This window comes from uncultured Thiothrix sp. (assembly GCF_937873765.1).
Classification (GTDB): Bacteria; Pseudomonadota; Gammaproteobacteria; order Thiotrichales; family Thiotrichaceae; genus Thiolinea.
In genome coordinates this window covers 146,042-166,240 of sequence record NZ_CALMZC010000038.1, presented here as the reverse complement: position 1 = coordinate 166,240, position 20,199 = coordinate 146,042, and the positions used below count along the sequence as shown (strand labels likewise).

Annotated in this window: 12 protein-coding genes; 7 read left to right on the top strand and 5 right to left on the bottom strand. The window is 44.5% G+C overall.

Annotated elements, in window-relative coordinates; all coding sequences use genetic code 11:
- Nucleotides 1-105 precede the first annotated feature (105 nt).
- Nucleotides 106-300, top strand: a complete 195-nt coding sequence (locus Q0307_RS11025) for an LUD domain-containing protein (protein WP_366936777.1) — start codon at nt 106-108, stop codon at nt 298-300.
- A gap of 10 nt (nt 301-310) precedes the next feature.
- A complete protein-coding gene (locus Q0307_RS11020) occupies nt 311-628 on the top strand; it encodes a hypothetical protein (RefSeq protein WP_298660486.1) in 318 nt (105 codons plus the stop codon).
- Here the strand turns inward: Q0307_RS11020 and Q0307_RS11015 are convergent.
- The 3 genes from Q0307_RS11015 to Q0307_RS11005 form a co-directional block, all read right to left on the bottom strand.
- Nucleotides 625-3,774 (bottom strand): DUF3427 domain-containing protein, encoded by a 3,150-nt coding sequence (locus Q0307_RS11015; protein ID WP_298660484.1) that lies wholly within the window; start codon nt 3,772-3,774, stop codon nt 625-627. The two genes, Q0307_RS11020 and Q0307_RS11015, sit on opposite strands and share 4 nt — an antisense overlap.
- Before the next feature lie 216 nt (nt 3,775-3,990).
- Nucleotides 3,991-4,695, bottom strand: coding sequence for a DUF6174 domain-containing protein (locus tag Q0307_RS11010; protein ID WP_298660482.1), 705 nt, complete (start codon nt 4,693-4,695; stop codon nt 3,991-3,993).
- 71 nt (nt 4,696-4,766) lie between these two features.
- Nucleotides 4,767-5,585: a DUF6174 domain-containing protein gene (locus tag Q0307_RS11005; RefSeq protein WP_298660480.1), complete on the bottom strand. Its 819-nt coding sequence runs from the start codon at nt 5,583-5,585 to the stop codon at nt 4,767-4,769.
- A 240-nt stretch (nt 5,586-5,825) separates the two neighbouring features.
- Between Q0307_RS11005 and Q0307_RS11000 the strand changes: the two genes are divergently transcribed.
- A complete protein-coding gene (locus Q0307_RS11000; RefSeq protein WP_298660478.1) occupies nt 5,826-11,762 on the top strand; it encodes a CHAT domain-containing protein in 5,937 nt (1,978 codons plus the stop codon).
- Here Q0307_RS11000 and Q0307_RS10995 read toward each other — a convergent pair.
- On the bottom strand, nt 11,759-12,535 hold the full coding sequence (locus Q0307_RS10995; protein WP_298660475.1) for a methyltransferase: 777 nt from the start codon (nt 12,533-12,535) through the stop codon (nt 11,759-11,761). The genes Q0307_RS11000 and Q0307_RS10995 overlap by 4 nt on opposite strands.
- Nucleotides 12,536-12,596: 61 nt before the next feature.
- On the opposite strand from Q0307_RS10995, the gene Q0307_RS10990 reads away from it, so the two are divergent.
- Nucleotides 12,597-14,357 carry a hypothetical protein gene (locus tag Q0307_RS10990; RefSeq protein ID WP_298660474.1) on the top strand — a complete coding sequence of 587 codons (1,761 nt, stop codon included), beginning with the start codon at nt 12,597-12,599 and terminating at the stop codon, nt 14,355-14,357.
- On the opposite strand, the gene Q0307_RS10985 is transcribed toward Q0307_RS10990, so the two are convergent.
- On the bottom strand, nt 14,305-15,627 hold the full coding sequence (locus tag Q0307_RS10985; protein WP_298660472.1) for an AI-2E family transporter: 1,323 nt from the start codon (nt 15,625-15,627) through the stop codon (nt 14,305-14,307). The two genes, Q0307_RS10990 and Q0307_RS10985, sit on opposite strands and share 53 nt — an antisense overlap.
- 290 nt (nt 15,628-15,917) lie before the next feature.
- On the opposite strand from Q0307_RS10985, the gene Q0307_RS10980 reads away from it, so the two are divergent.
- The 3 genes from Q0307_RS10980 to Q0307_RS10970 are packed head-to-tail and all read left to right on the top strand — an operon-like array spanning nt 15,918 to nt 20,145.
- Nucleotides 15,918-16,586, top strand: a complete 669-nt coding sequence (locus tag Q0307_RS10980; protein WP_298660470.1) for a hypothetical protein — start codon at nt 15,918-15,920, stop codon at nt 16,584-16,586.
- 13 nt (nt 16,587-16,599) lie between these two features.
- A complete protein-coding gene (locus Q0307_RS10975) occupies nt 16,600-17,760 on the top strand; it encodes a hypothetical protein (protein ID WP_298660468.1) in 1,161 nt (386 codons plus the stop codon).
- A 42-nt stretch (nt 17,761-17,802) separates the two neighbouring features.
- Nucleotides 17,803-20,145: a hypothetical protein gene (locus Q0307_RS10970; RefSeq protein ID WP_298660466.1), complete on the top strand. Its 2,343-nt coding sequence runs from the start codon at nt 17,803-17,805 to the stop codon at nt 20,143-20,145.
- The last annotated feature ends 54 nt before the right edge of the window (nt 20,146-20,199 follow it).

Here is a 20,199-nt window from a genome sequence, read left to right as displayed (position 1 = left end):
AAAACTCCTTATCGTTGATAGCCACAGTTTTGCGAAGCAGTTCGCCAAAATTCTTATACTTTATCAGTTTCACTTAGATATATTCTAACTTGATTAGCACTATCTATTCATATTGCGATTTTGGACACGGACAAGCTATATACAACGTTTGCCGAAGCGGTAAAAACCCAAGCTTGGTTGGAGCAAGGTTTGCCTACCAATGCGCTGTTAATTTCGGGGCCTTCACGCTCGGCGGATATTGCGCAAGTATTAGCGCATGGGGTGCATGGTCCTAGGGAGTTGGTCGTCGTTTTAGTATGAGTCGTGCATTATGGAAGAGGCCAATATTCAACTTTTACTTAAGCAGCAGTTGGATCAATTATTAACCACGCTTGGTTTCACGCCTGAGGCTAAGCAAGCGGGCAATGCAGCTTATTATTTAGAGCGCTTAGCCCAATATGTCAGCAACTTGGGCGCTGATGAACCAATGGTTGCCAGTATCTGGTTACAAGAAGACTTAGAAGCTATTGTTAAACAAAGTTTGGAGCGTGATAAATCACGCCAAATTTTCAACCAAATTGATCATGCTCACGATGCCAATATCGGGATTAATTGGGAGGTTTTAAGTTACGCCTTAGATCAGAACTAGCTCGCTCCCAACACACTAAACTCTCTAAATAGCCTAAGAGATAAAGGCGTTTGTAATCGGCTGCGAATGTTCATCGGTTTTTCGCCTGTAATTTCCTCTAAAATTACCGCGCCACAAGCTCGGTAGGCACTGAACTTATTGCGGCGAACAAACAATTGAAACGACCAGCCGTTTTCTGGGCTTTCCAGATAGCGCCGACCCGTTTTAGTATTAATGCCAACACTATTTTGGGTTTGCCAATGAAATAATTCACGGCTAATTGCGTAATCGTGATAAGCAATACTGGCATGATAACCGCTAGACTTATCCAGGGTTACAAAGTGCAGTTCTGTTTTACGCTCAGGTAGAGCTAATACACCTGCTTGAAATGGTGGACGTTTCTCAGCCGTTAACCAGCCGACTGCAGTCAAAATCTCGCGCACACTATAGGCTGCATGTAGACAAAGCGGTAAATCACCCAAGCCTCCAATAGTTTGGTACTGCACAACACTTTTTGCTTGTAGTAGCTCAGCCAACTCGGCTAACTCAAAACAGCTACTAGGATTCACTTGTAAACGTGCCAAGAATTGCTCATAACTACCAATTCGCGTTTGCTGTCCATCCACTTGATAAGCCAGCATTTGTAGACGTAATCTTTCCTCTGTTGAGTTAATCTGGTAAATCCCTTGCTCTTTTGCTACACGCTGCAATAAAGCTAATTGCACTGGATCATCAATATGTAGCAAATACCGGAAATTCTGGCTGAAATACGCTTCTTCTGTAATTTCAGCGTCGGTTAGAAAACCCGCATCACGTTTTAAGCTTACCCAACCACTTGGTTTAATTTCCCGATAAATCTCATCAACATCAATCATTTGCTCATGTAAAAACTCAGCTAAGGCAAGCTGTTTGCAACTATGCAAAACCACAAAGGCTTGTAACTCACGAATAAGATGACGCCAACTTTGTTGGGTTAAGGCTCGTAAGCTTTGTAGAATTTGCTCGCGCGCATGTTTATGTAATTGAATATGGCAACCAGCAGGCAAACTGGCAAAACCATTTTCTACTGACTTCTTTAATTCATACCGTGTCTGCCCAGTAAGGCTACTTAGCAGCTTATCAAAGCGAAACTCTTTGCGATGCTGACCTACAAAATCTAGCACTAGGCAGGTTTCTTTACCTGGAGCCAATCGCAAACCGCGTCCAATTTGCTGTTGGAATACCACCGAACTTTGCGTAGGTCTTAATAACAGCAATGTATCAACCAAAGGTAAATCAACACCTTCGTTATATAAATCAACGGTTACTAAAGCACACAACTCACCACTAGCTAAACGTTGTGGAGCGGTACGACGCTGCTCGGACGTTGTGCTACTGACAATACACTCAGCAGGTAGACCCGCCGCATTGAATTTAGCTGTCATAAATTCGGCGTGAACAATCGACACACAAAACACTAAAGCTTTACAGGTACGAGGATTAGCGGTTAAGCGTCGCCATTCGTTGATGATCAACCGTGCCCGCACATCATTACCCGTGACTAAATTATTTAGGGCTTTAAGTTCTCCTGTTTGCTGCCAAGGCACTTGGGTAAAATCAGTTTGATCATCACAAGCAAAATATTCAAATGGGGTAAGTATTTGTAAATCAAGCGCTTGCCACAAACGCAATTCAACAGCAGGGTTACCATCGGGGCGTTTATCGAAATAACTTAAAATTGGTTGACCGTCGCTACGCTCAGGCGTGGCTGTTAAGCCTAATAAAATCGCGGGTTGAATGGATTTTACAAAATGATCAAAACGCGTAGCTACTAAATGGTGGCATTCATCAATCACCACTGTGTGCCAATAATTAGCACCCTGCTGCTTGACTAATTGACGACTTGTTAAGCTATCAATAGTCACAAATAAATGCTCAAATGAATCTGGCTCATGACCCCCTACTAATAAACCACCAAAGCTTGCATCACGTAGCACTTCTCGATAAGTACGTAAGGCTTGTTTTAAAATCTCCTCACGATGAGCAACAAATAATAAGCGCGGCCTCCCACCTTGTTGATTACAAAGCACCCGATAATCAAAGGCAGCAATTACCGTTTTACCTGTGCCTGTTGCAGCTACTACCAAATTTTTAAACCGTCCTTGAGCGCGTTCATGCTGTAACTGCTCCAGCATTTCTTGCTGATAAGGTTTGGGCTGAATATCAAAAAAAGTTCGTGTCGCAATAAGTGTTTGAGAACCAGACTCACGTGCCAAAGCAGCCTTTAAAGCCTGGCGATGCTCATCATTGTGTGGATCATAAACTTGAAACTCACCATCTTCCCATAGGGTCTCAAAATGCGCTTGAGCACGGGTAAATAATTCAGCTTGTCCATGTTCGGTAAATTTAGTCGTCCACTCTAAACCGCCTAATAAAGCAGCACCAGATAAATTAGCGCTCCCCACATAGGCGCTACCAAAGCCAGTTTTCCGTTTAAAAATCCAAGCTTTAGCATGCAAGCGAGTACGCCGCCCATCTAGGGATACCTTGACCATACAACTTGGTAAACGCGCTAATTCATCCAAGGCTTTTTGGTCAGTAGCACCTGTGTAGGTGGTTGTTAAAATACGTAGTTGCGTGCGAGCTTGTCCGTGTGCGTCAATCGCCGTAATACTTTGCAAAATATCGAATAACCGCCTTACCCCTGAAACGGTAATGAAGCTGACCAATATGTCAACCTGATCACAATTTGCGAGCTCATGACGTAACTCATGCAGTAAAGCGGGTGCATCCTTACCTGCGGTAAATAACCAAGGTTGCGATAGACCTAATTCTGGAGCTAAATACTTAGTGTTTTGTTGATAAATACCTTTAAGAAGACGAGCCGGCTCTGCTACAACATCAATTAAATCAGTAGTTTTGGAGTTAACTGTACGTAGTTCAATCAGTAAACGATTTACTAGGGTCAATTGATGAATTAACTTTTCTTCATCATTACCCTCTAAATCCTGAAGAACTAAAGTCAATTGCTGTTTGACTAAATCAGCTAAACGTTGAGGACTAGACTGAGTATCCAGTGCCTCAAGGGATACATGCTTAAACTCCAGTGTTTCTAAGCGTTTTTGCTGGGTTTCTGTTACAATTAGATCGTATAAACCCGAGATTAACTGACTAGCCCCTGACTTCAAACCTTTACACCTTAATTTTTTAACACCACCTGATTAGAGAACAACCAATGTTAAAAGGCAAATTTGCACTTTTGGTTTAGTGGTGAAAAAATCAAGCGGAGTACTTATAAAGCTTGAATGCTCTAATTTTACCTGTATGGAAAAATCTTAAAAAACCCAAACCACATCAATCAGGAAGTCTATAGATTTAATGTGGTTTGGTTAAGCAGAGACCTTTTAAGCGTTGATGCTCACGTTATTCAGAATATAACTGACATCATCCGTGCTGGTTTGTTCGTTGTGGCTGAGTAAGACAAATTCAGGGAAGCCACGGCTGGGATTATAGAGAGCATCGGCGCGTTCATTCGCAGAGGTCGCTTGGCGAATGTTAGCGAACATCTGCTCAATTGTTGGAATCGTGCTAAACACGGCTGCACTTACTGGTGTGCCATCAGGATAACTGGCACTGCTGACTTGCCCATTAGTAACATTAACGTTAATCGGGCCAGAACGTTGACCACCACTAGTTTGTTGTAGCGTAAATGAATAATCATTACCTGCTAAATAGCTTTCCCACTTCGCTAAATTCGTATTTAAGTTATTCAAGCTGACATTGGTTGTGAGATTACTATTGTTATTTACATTCTGGCCATTAGAACTGCCATTCGTGGAAGTATTTTGATTAATCTGACTAGTTAATTGTTGAGTCAAATAATTAACGTTACTAGCAACTGGTGTATTAGCCTGTGCAGTCGTGTTATTACTAGCCTCAAATTTACTAATTAACCTATCGAAAAATCCGTTCTTAATAGCAGACGTGTTTACTATTGTAGTAGCACTAGGGTTAGTCAGGTTGGCATTATTGCTTTGCACTGCAGCTGTATTTTGGTTCGCTAATGCGGATAATGGTTGTAAAACAGGCTGCTGCGATACTACTACCATGGGCTAAGTCTCCTTTAAATCAATTAAACTTGGTGAATTCACCAAGTACTAACCCAATTAATTGTCTGTTATTAAGCGGCGATGGCTAAATCTTTAATCGTATAGCTAAGTTCTTCATCCGCCATCATGAAGCTTTGATCGACATAAACAGAGCTTGGATACCCTAAACGTGAGTCGTAACTCACATCAATCCGATCAGCACCACTCAGATAAGCTTCTTCTAATTGATCAAAACGCTCATTCATAGTTAATAAGCCATCACGAATATAACTAGGCACGGCTTCACCAGTGTCCGCATAAGTCGCATCGATGATCCTGCCATTCTGTTCAGTGATATTCATGGGGCGAGTATAATCAGGGGGGCAAAAGCAACTATTTTGTGCAGTATAAGATACACTTTGTGCATCGCTAGTGGCTGCATCCCATTTAGCACGACTATCAATCAAGTCTTGTGGGAGCTGGGTATTACCATTAAGCTGGTCAATATCTTTTTGCGTTAAAGTATGACGAGTGATTTCACCACCAGTAATCCCACCAGAAATCACCACTACATCGCCCGCACTTAATGTTTTGTCACGTTGTCGGTCTAAAACCTTGACACTAACGGCTTCAGTACTAAAACCTAACAGATTTTTTAAGCCAGCTTCTTGCTCGCTAGTAAGCTTTAAAGTAGGAGCACGATCAGGTTTAGTATTACCACCTTTTTGCAACATACTGAGCAACTGCTGCACTACACTCATAATACTATTGGTAACATCTTTGGAGTCAGTCAGCCCATTATTTAAAAATAAATGACTCTGGCTTTTATTGGTAGTGTTAGTTGTGACCGAGTTATTCGTTTGAAATGCTGAACCGGTGCTTAAACTACGGTTGTAATCATTATTAATCATTTTGGGTCTTTCCTCGAACTGGCACGCCTAAGCTATCTATTATAGTTTCTGCAGGATGCTCCTAAGCCCTAGGAGCTGCATATCATTTTCAGGATAAAAGCGACTTTTTCTGAGAATAGGGGTAGTGAGTGAGCACTTATATGGCGTTTAAGTCTTTCAAGATAGAAACCCGCTTAAGCACACCGTTATAAGGGCTATAATCAGGCTATTAAGTATAGGCAAGCCCTTAGGGAGTGGGTCATGACGACTGATAACAAACCGCTAAAGTCTACTAAACGGGCGTTTCTAATCCCTAGTAACCCAGCGACTCAACGGGGAATCACTCAAGTCAATGCCCCTACTCTACCACGTGCTTTGGCCTCTGCGACTCGCTCCCAACAGCAAGGCCGTAATCTGTTTATGAGCGAGGCAGCGGTAACGGTCACTCAAAGCTTTGACCTACGCCAAGGTACGCGCTCCATAGAGCAATCCACTGCAGCTCAGTTCAAAACCGAAGAATTGATGGTTTTAGAGGCGCAAGATGGCAGTGTAGTAATTATGCGTGCAGATAAAATGCACGCCGAATTACAAAGACTCTACCCACAAGCGCTACACACCGATGGGCAAATCGACCTTAATATTCTCAAAGACCCCTATAGCAAAAGCCGTGGTTTAGGTCAGTGGATTTGGTCAAAGCTGTCCATCCTCAATTTAAGCTCTGATAGTTTTATTAGCGCTGCTCAAGAGCAAGCTATAGATTGGCTGGAAGATAAATTAGGCGAGCGCTTTACTGATCTTGCTTATGCACAAGCTTCATGGATCGGTGCCAAAGCCTTAATGCAGGCGATTGAATCTAAACTAGAAGGTGAACCGGGTTTATATCGTTGGACTGAGAAAACGATTAAAACCACAGATCGTGTCACTGCTGAGACTCAAGAATTAGTCGATGCGGCTAAGAATAAAGAGCCACTGTTAATTTTTATTCATGGCACGGGTTCCAATACGCTCGGCAGCTTCGGGACTTTACGTAGTGAAGCTCAGGATATTCATTGGGATCAACTCACCCGTCCCTTTAGTAAACGTATCTATGCTTTTGAGCATCGTACTCTTTCCGACAGCCCGCTAGATAATGCCTTACAGCTTGCGAAAAATTTACCTAAAGGCAGTCGCTTTTCACTAATAACACATTCCCGTGGTGGTTTAGTCGGCGATTTGCTCTGCTTGAATGATTTTGACGCGAATCTGATTAAACATTATCAGCGCCGCCCCGCTGAGAATGATGGCCAGTTAGAAACCGAAGAGCAACGCAAAATCCGTGAATTAGTGGTCGCAGAAGAACAGCAACAACTCAGCGAATTACGCGCCCTACTCCTAGAAAAACAATTTCAGATTGACCGCTATGTACGTGTTGCTTGTCCAGCCGGTGGCACGACGCTGATGGCCGATAATATTGATCTGTTTTTGTCGGGTTTATTATCGCTTATGAGCTTTGGAGCCGGCTTTATTCCGGTAGCTGGTGCGGTAAGTGCTTCGGTACTTAATGCCTTCCGCCGTGTTGTCTTAGAAATCGCGGCCAAGCGTATTGACCCGCGCTTTATCCCCGGCCTAGAAGCGATGTTGCCCGACTCACCGATCACAGGTTTCTTAGCGACCGCCTCATGTTCGGATAAAATTCAGGTAGTGGCAATTACCGGAAATACCGATAGCAACGAAGCTAGTATTCTCAAGCGTATTGCTATTATTTTCACCGATTGGGTACTCTTTGGCAGAATTGATAATGATTTTGTGGTGGATACGCAATCGATGCGTGCGGGTCTGGCCAAACGAAATAATACACATGAATTCCATACTAAAGGCTCACAAGTCAGTCATTTACACTACTTCAAGCGTCCAGATACCTTACGCGCCCTCAATGATTGGCTGAATCATGAAAACCCTACACAACTAGCGGGCTTCACGCGTATTCCGACTGATTGCGATATCAAACTAGACTCTAAAAAGCTCAACCCAGCAGCTACAAGGACTGCTACTACATCAATGCGCCCAAAAAATGCGCCGATTGTCTTTTATTTGCCGGGAATGATGGGTTCGCACCTAAGTGTGCGTCCACGTGGGCAAAATACCGGCGATCGTATTTGGTTTGATCCCTTTGATTTAGCTGCAGGTGGTATTTATAGCCTGAAAATGGGGATGCCGAATATTTATGCGGATGGCCTGTTTGAATACTACTATGGCGAGTTGCAGCAATACTTAGCAACGCATTATGAAGTCATCCCCTTTGCTTACGACTGGCGTTTAAGCCTCGAGACTTTAGCTAAACAATTCGCCGAGTTTATTGAGAAACAGCTCAAGGATTTAGATACACCGCAGCAACAGCGCCCTGTAAATATTCTCGCGCATAGTATGGGTGGTTTAGTAATGCGCATGCTGATCGCCAGCCCGAAACTCAGTAAGCTATGGGAAAATATCGCAAGCCGCCCAAATAGTCATTTCATTATGCTCGGCACTCCCAATCAAGGCTCGTATGCAGCCGTGGAAAGCTTATTAGGTAAAGGCCAAGGGGTGCGCTACTTAGCCAGTTTAGACTTCCATCACAACCTGCAAGAAGTGCTAGATGTGCTCAGCGAATACGAGGGTCTGCTACAACTTTTACCTCACCGAGACTCAGAAACCATCGATTACTTTAAAGCAGACACATGGGCAGAGTTACAAAACATCAATCGAGATCGTTGGTTCGGGAGCAATCAAGCTCTAGGTGCTTTACCGACTGAAGTGAGCTTAACTAAAGCCAAAAAAGCTACTGAGCGTCTTAAAACACCGATTCCCTTTGCTGAACGTGTCGCTTATGTATTTGGTGTAGAGCAACATACACCACTCAATCTGGAGTTAGCTGATAATAAAATCACCTTAAAAGGTACGACTGAAGGTGATGGTACGGTGACTTGGGAAGCCGGACGCTTACCGGAATTAAAAGATGAGCAGTATTGGTATATGCCAGTTAGCCATGCAAATCTCACTAATACGCCCAAATATTTCGCGGCGCTTGCAGAGCTACTGCAAACTGGTACGAGTACACAACTAGAACGCAGTCCACCTCGCCAACGCGGTAGCATTAATCGCGATTATCCCTATGAAGCAGGCCCGGTGTTACATGCCAGTGCAGAAGAAGTTGCTTTGGCCTTCTTTGGCGACCGCCCCCAACGTGAACCGGTAGAAGATACTACTCAAGCTCTAAAAGTTGCGGTGCGGGCGATGGATTTGCGCTTTGTACAGCAACCAATTATTTGTGGGCATTATCAAGCTGACTCGATTGCCAGCGCTGAACGCATGATTGATAAGCATCTAGTCGATGGTGCTTTGAGCCAGCGCGAACGCTTAGGTATTTATGCGGGGCCGGTCAGTAGTAGCACGATTATTCTGCGCCCCCGCAGTCCTACCGATTTCAAGCGTAATATTTGTCGGGGGGCAATTATTGTCGGCTTAGGTGAATGGAATCTGATTACCACCCAAAAGATTACTGATACGGTGCGTGATGGCGTCCTGAATTATTTACTCACCCTACCTATAAATCCAACTATTGAACCGGATAAAACCGAAACTTTGGGGGTGAATAGCCTATTAATTGGCTATAACTCCACCACACATATCACGGTAGAAGCTTCGATTGAAGCGATTGTGCGCGGCATCTGTGCAGCGAATCAGCAGTATCGCTATAACAGTGAAACACAGCCAAAACGGGCAATTAACCGCCTTGATTTCATTGAGTTTTATTTAGATACCGCGATTACTGCCGCCTATATTGTACGTGAATTGCCGAAACGTTTAGAGACTGAATTAGAGCGACTCGAAGCGCGCTTAGAACCTGCGAATGAGTTAATCGTGCCACGCTATCAAGGTATGCGCCATCGCTTAAGTGAACGCACGATTGGCGGCGGCTATTGGCCGCGCTTAATGGTCACCAATGCTAAGGAAAAAGAGCAGCAAGATCAGGGTGGAAACCAACCGGCTGAGTTGCTCAAATATATTTATCTCTCAGAACGTGCGCGTGCCGAGACAGTGATTCAACAGCGTCAACCAGGTTTAATTGAGTCATTAATTCGTGATGCGATTATTAATTGTAATTACAAGCCAGATATTAGCCGCACTTTATTTCAACTAATGATACCTTTTGACTTCAAATCAGCCGCCCGCCAAACCAACCGCTTATTACTAATTCTGGATGAATATACCGCTAACTTGCCTTGGGAAATGCTGCAAGCCGATGAAGAGCCTTTAGCCCTACAAGTGCAAATGGTCAGACAATTTAGCTCCACCACGTTCCGTCGACGGGTAACGACCACTATCAGTAAAACTGCTTGTGTGATTGCTAATCCTTTGACTAGTCAGTTTTACCGCCACTATTCCAGCTATGACCCCACACCGGAAGACAAAGACAGTGATAAAAGCCTAATTAGCTTAGAAGGTGCGACCCGCGAAGGTTTAGCTGTTGCCGACTTATTAACAAAAAACGGCTATAGCGTCGAGCGCTGCCTGCCTACTGTGCCTGATGAACTACCAAGCCACACTGCTCTCGATGTGTTCAACATATTATTTAAAAAACCCTACCGGATTTTAATGATCGCTGCGCATGGTGAGGTGGGTTTAATAGGCAAAGATAATAAAGAGCGCACTGGGGTAATTCTTTCCGATGGCAGCTTACTAACATCTGCGGAAATTAGCCAAATGGAGGAAATTCCCGATCTAGTGTTTTTAAATTGCTGTCATCTAGGCGATGTATCGGCCTCCAAACAGCCTAGACCTAAGCACGCGCCGAGTTTTAATAAACTAGCTTATAGCCTAGCGCGTGAGTTGATTGAAATGGGGGTACGTTGTGTGATTGCTGCCGGTTGGGCGGTGGACGATGCCGCAGCTTGTACTTTTTCGACCCTATTCTTTGAAAGCTTTATTGAAAAGAATCAGACCTTTGGTCAAGCAGTATATGAAGCACGTCGGCAAACTCGCTTGCTGCATGAAGACTTAAATACTTGGGGTGCTTATCAAGCTTATGGTGACCCCAGTTTTGTATTAGAGCCTTTGAAGGAGAAAAAACATGCACTCTCTTGCCAGCAACAAGTCTCCGCTTATGAATTGCAAGATTATCTCACCAGCATTGAGGTGGATATGCATCAAAAAGTGGGCAAATATGAGTTTGCTAGCCTCCACAGAGAGCTAGAGCAAGTCGCTGACAACCTAAGTAACCCAGAGTGGCTGAAAACACCTGATATCCAATATCAATTAGCTAGCCTATATCGGAATGTCTTACCCGAGGGTTTTGAAGCAGCCCGCAGCGCTTATCAAATTGCGATTGCCGAAGAAGATCGCAATGGAAAAGTGCCCATTCTTGCTCTTGAATCATTAGCCAACCTAGAATCACGCCAAGCTGAAACCTTGGCTTTCCAAGCGGTTGAGTTAAAAAAGGATAATCCTGAACGGAGTAATCTATTTACTAGAGCCAAAGATCTGGCTAACTCGGCGATTGAACGCTTAGATGGTTTATTAAAAATCACTAAGTATGTTCAAACCGCAGCCGCCGTCGATAGTCTCATCAGTTTAAATAGCAACGCTGAGCGTTTTGCTTTATTGGGCAGTGCGTATAAACGTTTGGCGATTATTTTGCTGCAAGAAGATTCAAAAGCTTGGGACAAGGTTGAGGCAGCACTAAAACACAGCCTTGAAGCCTATAAATGCGGCGAAGCGCGCGAATTAGGGGCTAGACTTAAAGCGTATCCGCTGATTAATCGTTTACAACTCACCGCTATCTTACAGGGCTTCATTCAACAAGTTGAAGACGAAAACTACTTAGAGCTTTTGGATCAAGCCCATAACATCGTGAGTTTACAATTTGCTGAATCGAATGAGTTTTTCGATACAGTCATGAGTGCAGATATTGATATAGCACGCTTTTTATTAGATCAGGATAAAGCAAATGTTGACTCTAAAACTGCAACTGAATTTGTACAGTTGTATAAAGAAGTCACCCAAGAAATCCCTAGTACGTTACGCGTGTTTAACTCAGTGGTGCAGCAATTGAAAAACTTAGCCCAATTATTGAAAGCGGCCGGTCAGCAGCTACAAGCGAGCAATCTTGATCTCGCGGCGTTATGTGACACGAAGGCTAACATTCTATCCAAAATTGCCGATGGCTTAGAAAAACTCTAAGCCTGCTTACGGCAGAAGAAATGTTGATAGCGCGCCAAAGATCGCCACGGTTCGCGCTGTGAATAGCTACGCTCTAGGGCTAAAAGATCATCTAAGGGCATCCGCTTACGAATATCCACGTAAGCGTAATCATAAAAGCAGCGCACACCTGACCAAGTAATAAGTTCCAAATCTAATTCGGGCAGCCATGCCAACACTGTTTCGGGGGGTAAAGGTGAAATCGGTGCTAGACCTTCATTGCCATCGCTAGCCATGCGCTGTTCACGCAGAGCTTTAAAGTTCCCTCCCAGCAGATAACGCATTTCGCGTGCATACTGATTGAAGAACATTAAAGATAACCAACCTTGCGGTTTTAACAGGCTCAAGAGCTGCTCTAAAGTTTCACGGGGTTCGGCTAGCCACTCTAAAACTGCATGTAAAACAATACCATCGAAAAGTTCTGGCTCCTTTTCCTTAACCAGTCTTTGAATATCTACATTTTGTAATTGAATAGCTTCCGTTTGTCCGGCAGCTATAATATTTTGATGTGCGTCTACTAGCATTTCAGTTGAGGGTTCAGCTAAAAGCACGGAATGACCTTGTGTAGCCAGCCAAATTGACATTTGTCCTAAGCCCCCACCCGCGTCCAAGATAAACTGAGGCTTAGTATTTAATTGCTGCCGACACAAATCATCTTGCACAATATGAAGACGGATTTTACCCCGAGGATCGTCACCATAAATTTTCTTCTGAAAACTGCGCGTTAATCCGTCGAAGACACGATCTTTTTTCATACGTTGCAAGCTTTTGGTTGGAGTAGATGGCAATAGGAATTTAAAGTGAGCAACTCAGCCTATGGATAGGGTTACGCAACGGCGCAAACAAGGCAATCGACTGATTGGTCAACGCTATTTAATCCAAACCGAATTGGTAAATAATAGCACAGGTACCTTATATCAAGCCCGCGATATGCGCGCCAGTGATACTGCAACTACTCCCGTATTAATCCATATCTTTCCCAATAAAGCCCTCCCCTCTACACCCCTCAAGCTTATGACCGAACGGTTACAAGCACTCAGTGCCCAAACCGAGTCAGCGGTTTTAAAAGTACTGGATAGTGGTTGGATTAATGCTGAAGCTTATTTTGTACTAGAAAGTCCGCCAAGCTGGAGTTTATCGGTATTACCCACGATGCTGGGAAAAACTACCCGCCTCCATGAGCAGGCTGTGCGCTTAAATCAGCGCTTAAATGAACAAGGCGTACTGACTGGTTATTTGCCAACTTCTTTATTTTTAGTGACGGCGCATGGAGCGGTGTATTTACCTAGTACTGCTTTAGTGCCTAATTTATTGAAACTCACTGAATCACCTGAACTATTATTACATGCACATTTAGCCACCAAACCTACTTCTATGAGTACAGCCCCTTGGCTAGGTTTAGGTTTGATTAGCGTGGCTGCTGCCAGTGGTGCGGGTTTGTATTATCAGAATTATATGATGACCTCTAATGAACTGCTGCGCGCGAGTAACGCCGCTTTAAACACAGCCAATCCTTTACTCGAACCTGTGGCAGCAGCATTTGAGCTACCAGAAGCTCAGCCCTTAAATACAGCAGCTAGTATGGCAGATAAACCTATTACTAGCGTTGAAATGGCAAAAAATAAACCACCAGAGGCCAAGCTTTCTAATTCGCCACCAGCAGTAGTCAGCCCGCCAGCTACTTTAGCTATAACTCAAGCGGTAACAACTGCTAGCAGTAGCGTATCGGTTTTACCCAACCCCGAACCCAGTGATATGCATTTAGCTTTAGTTAGTGAACCCAAAACGTCTATGAACCCTAAAGCCGTGCAGCTTGAGCCAACTAATACTAAATCTATGCAGGATAAAACGCCTAAACCAAGCATCGCTCACTCAGAACCTGTTAAAACAGTAGCTAAACTTGCAAAGAAAGCTGAGCCTAAGCCTGAGAAAAAACCAGAGTTTGTGGAAGAAACCGATCCTGTAGTCAATTTACCTTCGCCCCATAACCCATTGATTAAAGCAGCGGTAGATACGCAAGTGCCTAAAGCACAGTTTGCCACTCCAAACACCAAACCAACTGCCGTTGAAGTTGTCCCTGCCCCCCAACCACAGATCATAGCAGTGGCAGCTACAGCACCCGTGTTAGGAGCAGTACACCCCAATCCCTCCGTTATTAGACCTGCCTCCGCTACTGCCGCTGTGAATCCGTTAGTGGCTGAACCCTTGGCACGTATTCAAGTCCCAGCGGCAGAACGTGATCTGGCAGCCTTAACGGCGAATGGGTGGACAAGTGATGAATTAGTGAGCAAGGCGTATCAAGCTTTACAAGCAGGTCGTCTAGACGAACAAGCCAATCATGGTGCGGTGTATTTCATTCGCTTATTAGATCGGATTGATCATGGCAATCCACAAATTCTGCGCTTAGCCCGCGAAACCAGCTATCAGCTTCATCAGCAAGTTCGCACCTCCCTGATGCTAGGTGATTCCGAACAAGCTTCACAAAAGCTGTGGCGTGCGGGGCGAATTATTAAAGAATTCAACCTTATACAATTGAATCCGGCACAGGAATTACTGGAGCATAAGTTGGCTGAGTAAGGCGTTTACGGGCATGTCGGCGGCGTAAGCGTGGCGGTAACGCATTATTATCATAGCGAATTGCATAGCCGAAAATATAAGTGCTCACAGGAACACCTAAAACCAAGCCCCAAATGTGGAACAACTTCCCGCCCACAGTGAGAATAATTAGCACAATGACTGGATTAATCCGTAGGCGTGCCCCATAAATCAGCGGATTAAGCAAGTAGCCCTCGACTAAATGAATAAAAATAATCATTAAAATCGATAGTAGAACTAGGTGTGCACCACCCGTATTCAGAGCAATTAAGCAGATAGGAATTGAGCTAATAAACACACCTGCCACTGGAATAAAGCTACATACAAAGACAATCACCGACAGGAAAGCCATCTGCTCACTCATCCCCAACACGGATAAACCAACCGCTGTGAGCACAGTATTCACGCAAGCAATAAAGAATTGGGCTTGCATCGTTTGACCCAATACCCGCCCGAATTGGCGGATGTTGTCAGCAACCTCTACATAGATAAACCGCAAACGAGTATTTTCTAGATCTCGCACACTCGCTGCCAAATGCGGCATATCGAGAACAATTAAAAAAGAAAACAGGAAAGCAAGCAGGAAAGTTGTCAGCATCGTTATCGCTTGGCGACTAATATTTGCCAATTGATCTAAAACTACGCGCGCTAATTCACGCCCATCGGCTGCATTCCCAGTACCGGCAATCATCCCTAGAATAACGCCAGACGGCGTATCTTTAAACGCTTTTGGTGGTGCTGGCGGACCTACCGTTTCAGGAAGCAATTCTTCACCCTCTATAGGTGACATTGGATGTTCTTGCTGGGCAGCCGAACCTAAAACCTCGGGCAACGCTTCTTGTAAAACAGGATAGCGCGCAGCGATATTTAAGATTTCTTTATCAATCCGTTGCATGTAAACCGAGAAGCCTTGAGCAAAACCCGCAGCTTGTTGATAAACCTTAGGGGCAATAAAGACGCCTAAAGCAATCACAATACTTAAAAACAAACTGCTGACTAAGACAACAAGCGAGGTGCGGCGCTTAGGTATATACCGCAGTAGCCAATCGACAATGCTAGATTGCAGATAAGTAAAGACAAAGGTAAGGAATAATAAAGTGAAAAAAGAACTTAATAAGGCTAATAAGCCGAAAAGCAAGCCCCAAACTGCAATCCGCGTTAAGGTGGGCAAAAAACGTTGCCAGCTAAAAACGGGTTTACGGGGGCGATAAGGAAAACGCTCTCTATACAGCTGCTCAGAGCTATTCATCATTAACCTTCATCCTCAATACCTCTAGTGCAGTGCAGTATAGCACTAGCTAAATCGTGCTGAGCTACTTAAACACAAAATCCTGTGTCTATTGGTTTGTTTATTTTTATAGCGACCGTTTATCGTTATTATTTATTCATTAATTAAATTAAATTATCACTTATCCACTCATCTTGTCCGCTGAAGCGGCTCTAGATAGCGAGTTAAGCCCCTCCCACCCTACAGTAAACCTATAGATTGAGTGCACTTCTCGCTGACTGACTCCTGTTTTTATGTAGGGCATAAGAGAAATCATGTTAAATAAATTTGCGAAAATAACGCTAACTGCGTTGTGTTGGGTCTTTTTGTCACAAAATAGTTTAGCCAAAGATTTAGATCCACTCAGCCCCACTGAGCTTGCCAAAGCGGTGAGCCTCGCTGCACCTGAGCAAACTGTACAATTAGCTACCCGTAGCGCTGCTCAAGCTCCAGCGGTCGCCCATGAACTTGAGCTGTTACTCGTTGAGCGCCGTCCAGTCGACAAAGAACAACCCGGCAAACGTTTAGCCGATGTGTATAGCTATGACTATCGGAATGATGAAACGATCCACAGCATTGTTGATTTAAATACTCAAGAACGCTTACACACTGAGCGGGTGAAAAACCTCCAATTGCCCCTGACTGAAAATGAACTAGCCCGTGCCTCCAAACTGATCTTCAACGATGCTGAGCAACTCAATCAAATCCAAACCGAATACAAACGGATTACTGGGCAAACTCTGCTAAAACCTGAGCAACTGCAAGTCAAAGCTTTTGTTTTTACTACTGATACTTTACCCGAAGGTTTAAATGCGGCTTCTCAACATTGTGGCATCCAACGTTGTGCGCAAGTGCTGCTTTATACCCATGACTCGGTGGTGTTTGAAATCAGCCCTATCGTGAATTTATCAGCGGGTTTAGTGACCCAGAACATTAGTTTCTAGTTTGGAGCCGACCATGAAAGCTTTACTTTCTAGCTTGAGTTTAATCAGTCTACTGGCATGGCAAGCTCCCGCAGTGGCAGCTCCAAGCAGTGATTGTCAAGGTGAGCAAATCAATAAAACCTTTGCCTCAGGGGCTATGTGGGATTTCTGCTGGACGATTAAAGACCAAGAAGGCTTAGTCCTCTCGCAAGTCCATTATCAAGCCCCCGGTACAGCCTATCGGCGGGTATTGGGTGAGGCGTCTTTATCTCAAATTGAAGCTGAATTTGATGATGGCGCGGTTGATCCTAAGTTTGTCACCACCCAATTAGGTTTAGGCGGCAATAAGCTACTCACTCAAACTGCACAAAATTGCCCAAGTGGTGACTTGCATGCTTGGAATGGACGCAATGTCTTATGTGCTAGCACACATAAAGCCGGCTATTTGTACAAATACAATACTCAGCGCCAAACCGAACGTTTTGAGATTAGCACTAGCTCACAAATTGGCCCACGTAATTACACCTTACGCTGGTCGTTTTATGAGAATGGCACGATTGAACCGGCCATTGGTTTGAGCGGCATTTTACCTGCTGTGGGTGAAAGTACCGCTCAATATGGTTGGCCGGTTGGAGCTAATGGCGAAATTGGTAGTAGCTTTATGGATCATTATTTATGGCGCTTAGATTTCGACTTAGACGATATTGCTAATGATGATGTGGTGGAAGAAATCAGCAGCGTACCTACCCCTGACCGCTTACGTAAAACTAAAACGCTCGAAGTACTGAATACCGAAACGGCACGCAGCTTAAACCCTGAAACCAAACGTTTTTGGCGGATTCGCGATAGTGCTGCGCGCAATGCAGCAGGTTATTTCATTTCTTATGAATTAGTACCTTCCAACTATGACCAAAGCCGCACAAATAGTCGCAATGAGGCTTGGCTACAAAATGATGTGTACTTCACCGCTTACAATGCTTGTGAGCGCTTCGCGGCCAATAACCCAACCACTAACTGTGGCGAAAATATGGCGCAATTTGTCTCTGGGCAAAATATCAATCGCCAAGATGTCGTGCTTTGGTACAAGCAAAATAATCACTACTTACCGCGTAGTGAAGATAGCAATCGCATGGGCACGCGCTGGTCTAGCTTCAAGCTCTTACCTCGTGACTGGAATGCCCAAAACCCTTTCTAAGCTTTCTATCTAAATACCTAAAACAAACAATAGGAATCAGCGATGCGAACTGTACAACTTGGTGTATTCGGTCTGTTATGTTTTGCAGTGTTAATGAGCTGGCAGCGGCACGCCCAAGCTGCCGAATTTTGCTCAGACCCTTATTACATTGATGTAAAGCTCCCCAATCAAGCTCGGTGGGATCTGTGTTGGGAACATCGCACCCGTGAAGGTATCGTGCTCTCCAAGATTCATTATACCCCCCGTAATGGCCAACGGCGCTTGGTCTTAAATCAAGCTGGCTTAGCACAAATTCATGTGCCCTATGATGACAATGGTGCGCGCTATCACGATATCTCCGACTATGGTTTAGGTGGCAATTATATGGCTGCCTTAAACTCCACTGATTGCCCCGGTGGTAAATTACTTAATTTCGGCTCGAAATCAGTGATTTGCCAACAAAATGAAGCACGGGGTGCTGCCTTTAGTACCCAAACTGACAGCTTACCAGGGAATAGTTTCAGCTTGTTTAGCGTGTCCAAAATCGGCGCTTATAATTACATCCCCATTTGGCGTTTTCTAGATGATGGCTCGATTGAGCCGGGGGTGGGGGCTACCGGCGCATTACAACGCTTTGGTGATCGCAGTGTAGAACCACAAGGCTGGTTAGTGGCTGAAAACAAAGTAGGTATTGCGCATTTACATAATTTCTTCTGGCGACTCGATTTTGATCTCAATAGCAGCAGCACTGATGATTATGTGGAAGAGTTAAACTTTAGCACCACGGCTGGCAAAACCAGCTTAGCTAAAACTCGCTTTACCAGTGAAGTCGCCCGTTCCGTTGACCCCAGTAGCTCACGCTTGTGGCGTGTGGTAGATGGAACTGCCAAAAATGCTAAAGGCTTACCGATCTCGTATGAAATTCGCCTGCCACAATCAGAACAGCAAGATGTAGGACCAGCGAGTGAAACCTTCACCCAAAATGATTTGTATGTGACCCGCCATAATAGCTGTGAGTTATTTGCCTCCCATAATCCAACTTTAAATAACTGTGCAAATAATTTAGCTGACTTTGTAAATGGCGAAAACTTGACTGGGGCAGACATAGTTATTTGGCCGAGTACCACTTTCTATCATATGCCACGCGCAGAAGACGCGCCGCACATGGATGCGCACTGGTCTTATATCCAGCTAACGCCTCGTGATTGGCACGCGAATAATCCGTTAAGCATGGCAGCAGATACTTCTGGCTCAACAGATGGAAATGGCAATACCGGCAGTGGTAGCAATCCTAGTGCACCAGATATGCTATTCGCTGATGATTTTGAAGGCACAAATCAATGGACACGTAATGCCTACCATACCGATACAGCCAGTGCTGGTTTATGGGAAATCGGACGGATTGAGACCACCGATTATCAAGGAATTGCAACGCAACGTATGACTAGTAGTGGTAATGCTGCATTAGCAACCGGTGTGCAAGCCGGTTCCATGATTGGTGCTTATGATTTAGATGGAGGCTTAAGCTCGATGCGCTCCCCAGAAATCAACTTGCCTAGTAGTGCGACTTATAAACTGGAGCTGAGCTATTATTTTGGACATCTGTGGAATGCAAATGCGAGTGACTTTTTTCGTGTCAGTGTAGTTGAAGGCAGTCAACGCCATATACTGCTGCAACAAAATGGTAATTTGAATAATCGCTCAGCACAATGGACGAATTTTAGTGTGAGCTTAGCGGCTTATGCAGGGAAAAAAATCTATCTACTCGTGGAAGCAGCCGATGCTGATGCAGGGAGCATTGTGGAAGCGGGAATTGATAATCTGAAAATCAGCAAACAAACGAGCACTGATAGTACAGGGAACTTGATCTATAGCGAAAACTTTGAAACTACCCTGACATGGAGTTTAAATGCAAACGGCCGTGACACTGCGACTGCAGGCCAATGGCAAGTAGGTAAACCTCAAGGGACTTATTATCAAACCTTGCCTTTGCAATTGAATGCAGCCTCTAACGGCCAACAAGCTTTAGTGACGGGCTATGCAGCGGGTACTAATATCGGTGCTTATGATCTGGATGGTGGCTTAACTTCCGTGCGCTCACCTGTAATCAATTTAGCGGCTAATGCACAGTATCGCTTGCAGCTCGACTATTATTTTGCTCACCTTTGGAATACCAGCAATGCTGACTTTCTACGCATTAGCGCGGAGAATGGCCAAGGTCAAAAGCAAGTATTATTAGAGCAACGCGGCACTGCCGCTAATCGTGCTGCTGCTTGGACGAGTCTAACAATGGATCTGAGTAGTTTTGCGGGTAGCTCGGTTCGCCTGTTGATCGAAGCCGCTGATGGTGGCACTGGTAGCATGATTGAAGCGGCTATCGATAATCTAAGCATTACTCAATATTAAAAAAGCTGCTAGTGCTTTGCGTTCGCGCAAAGCACTAGCGCGTAGTAAGGGCAT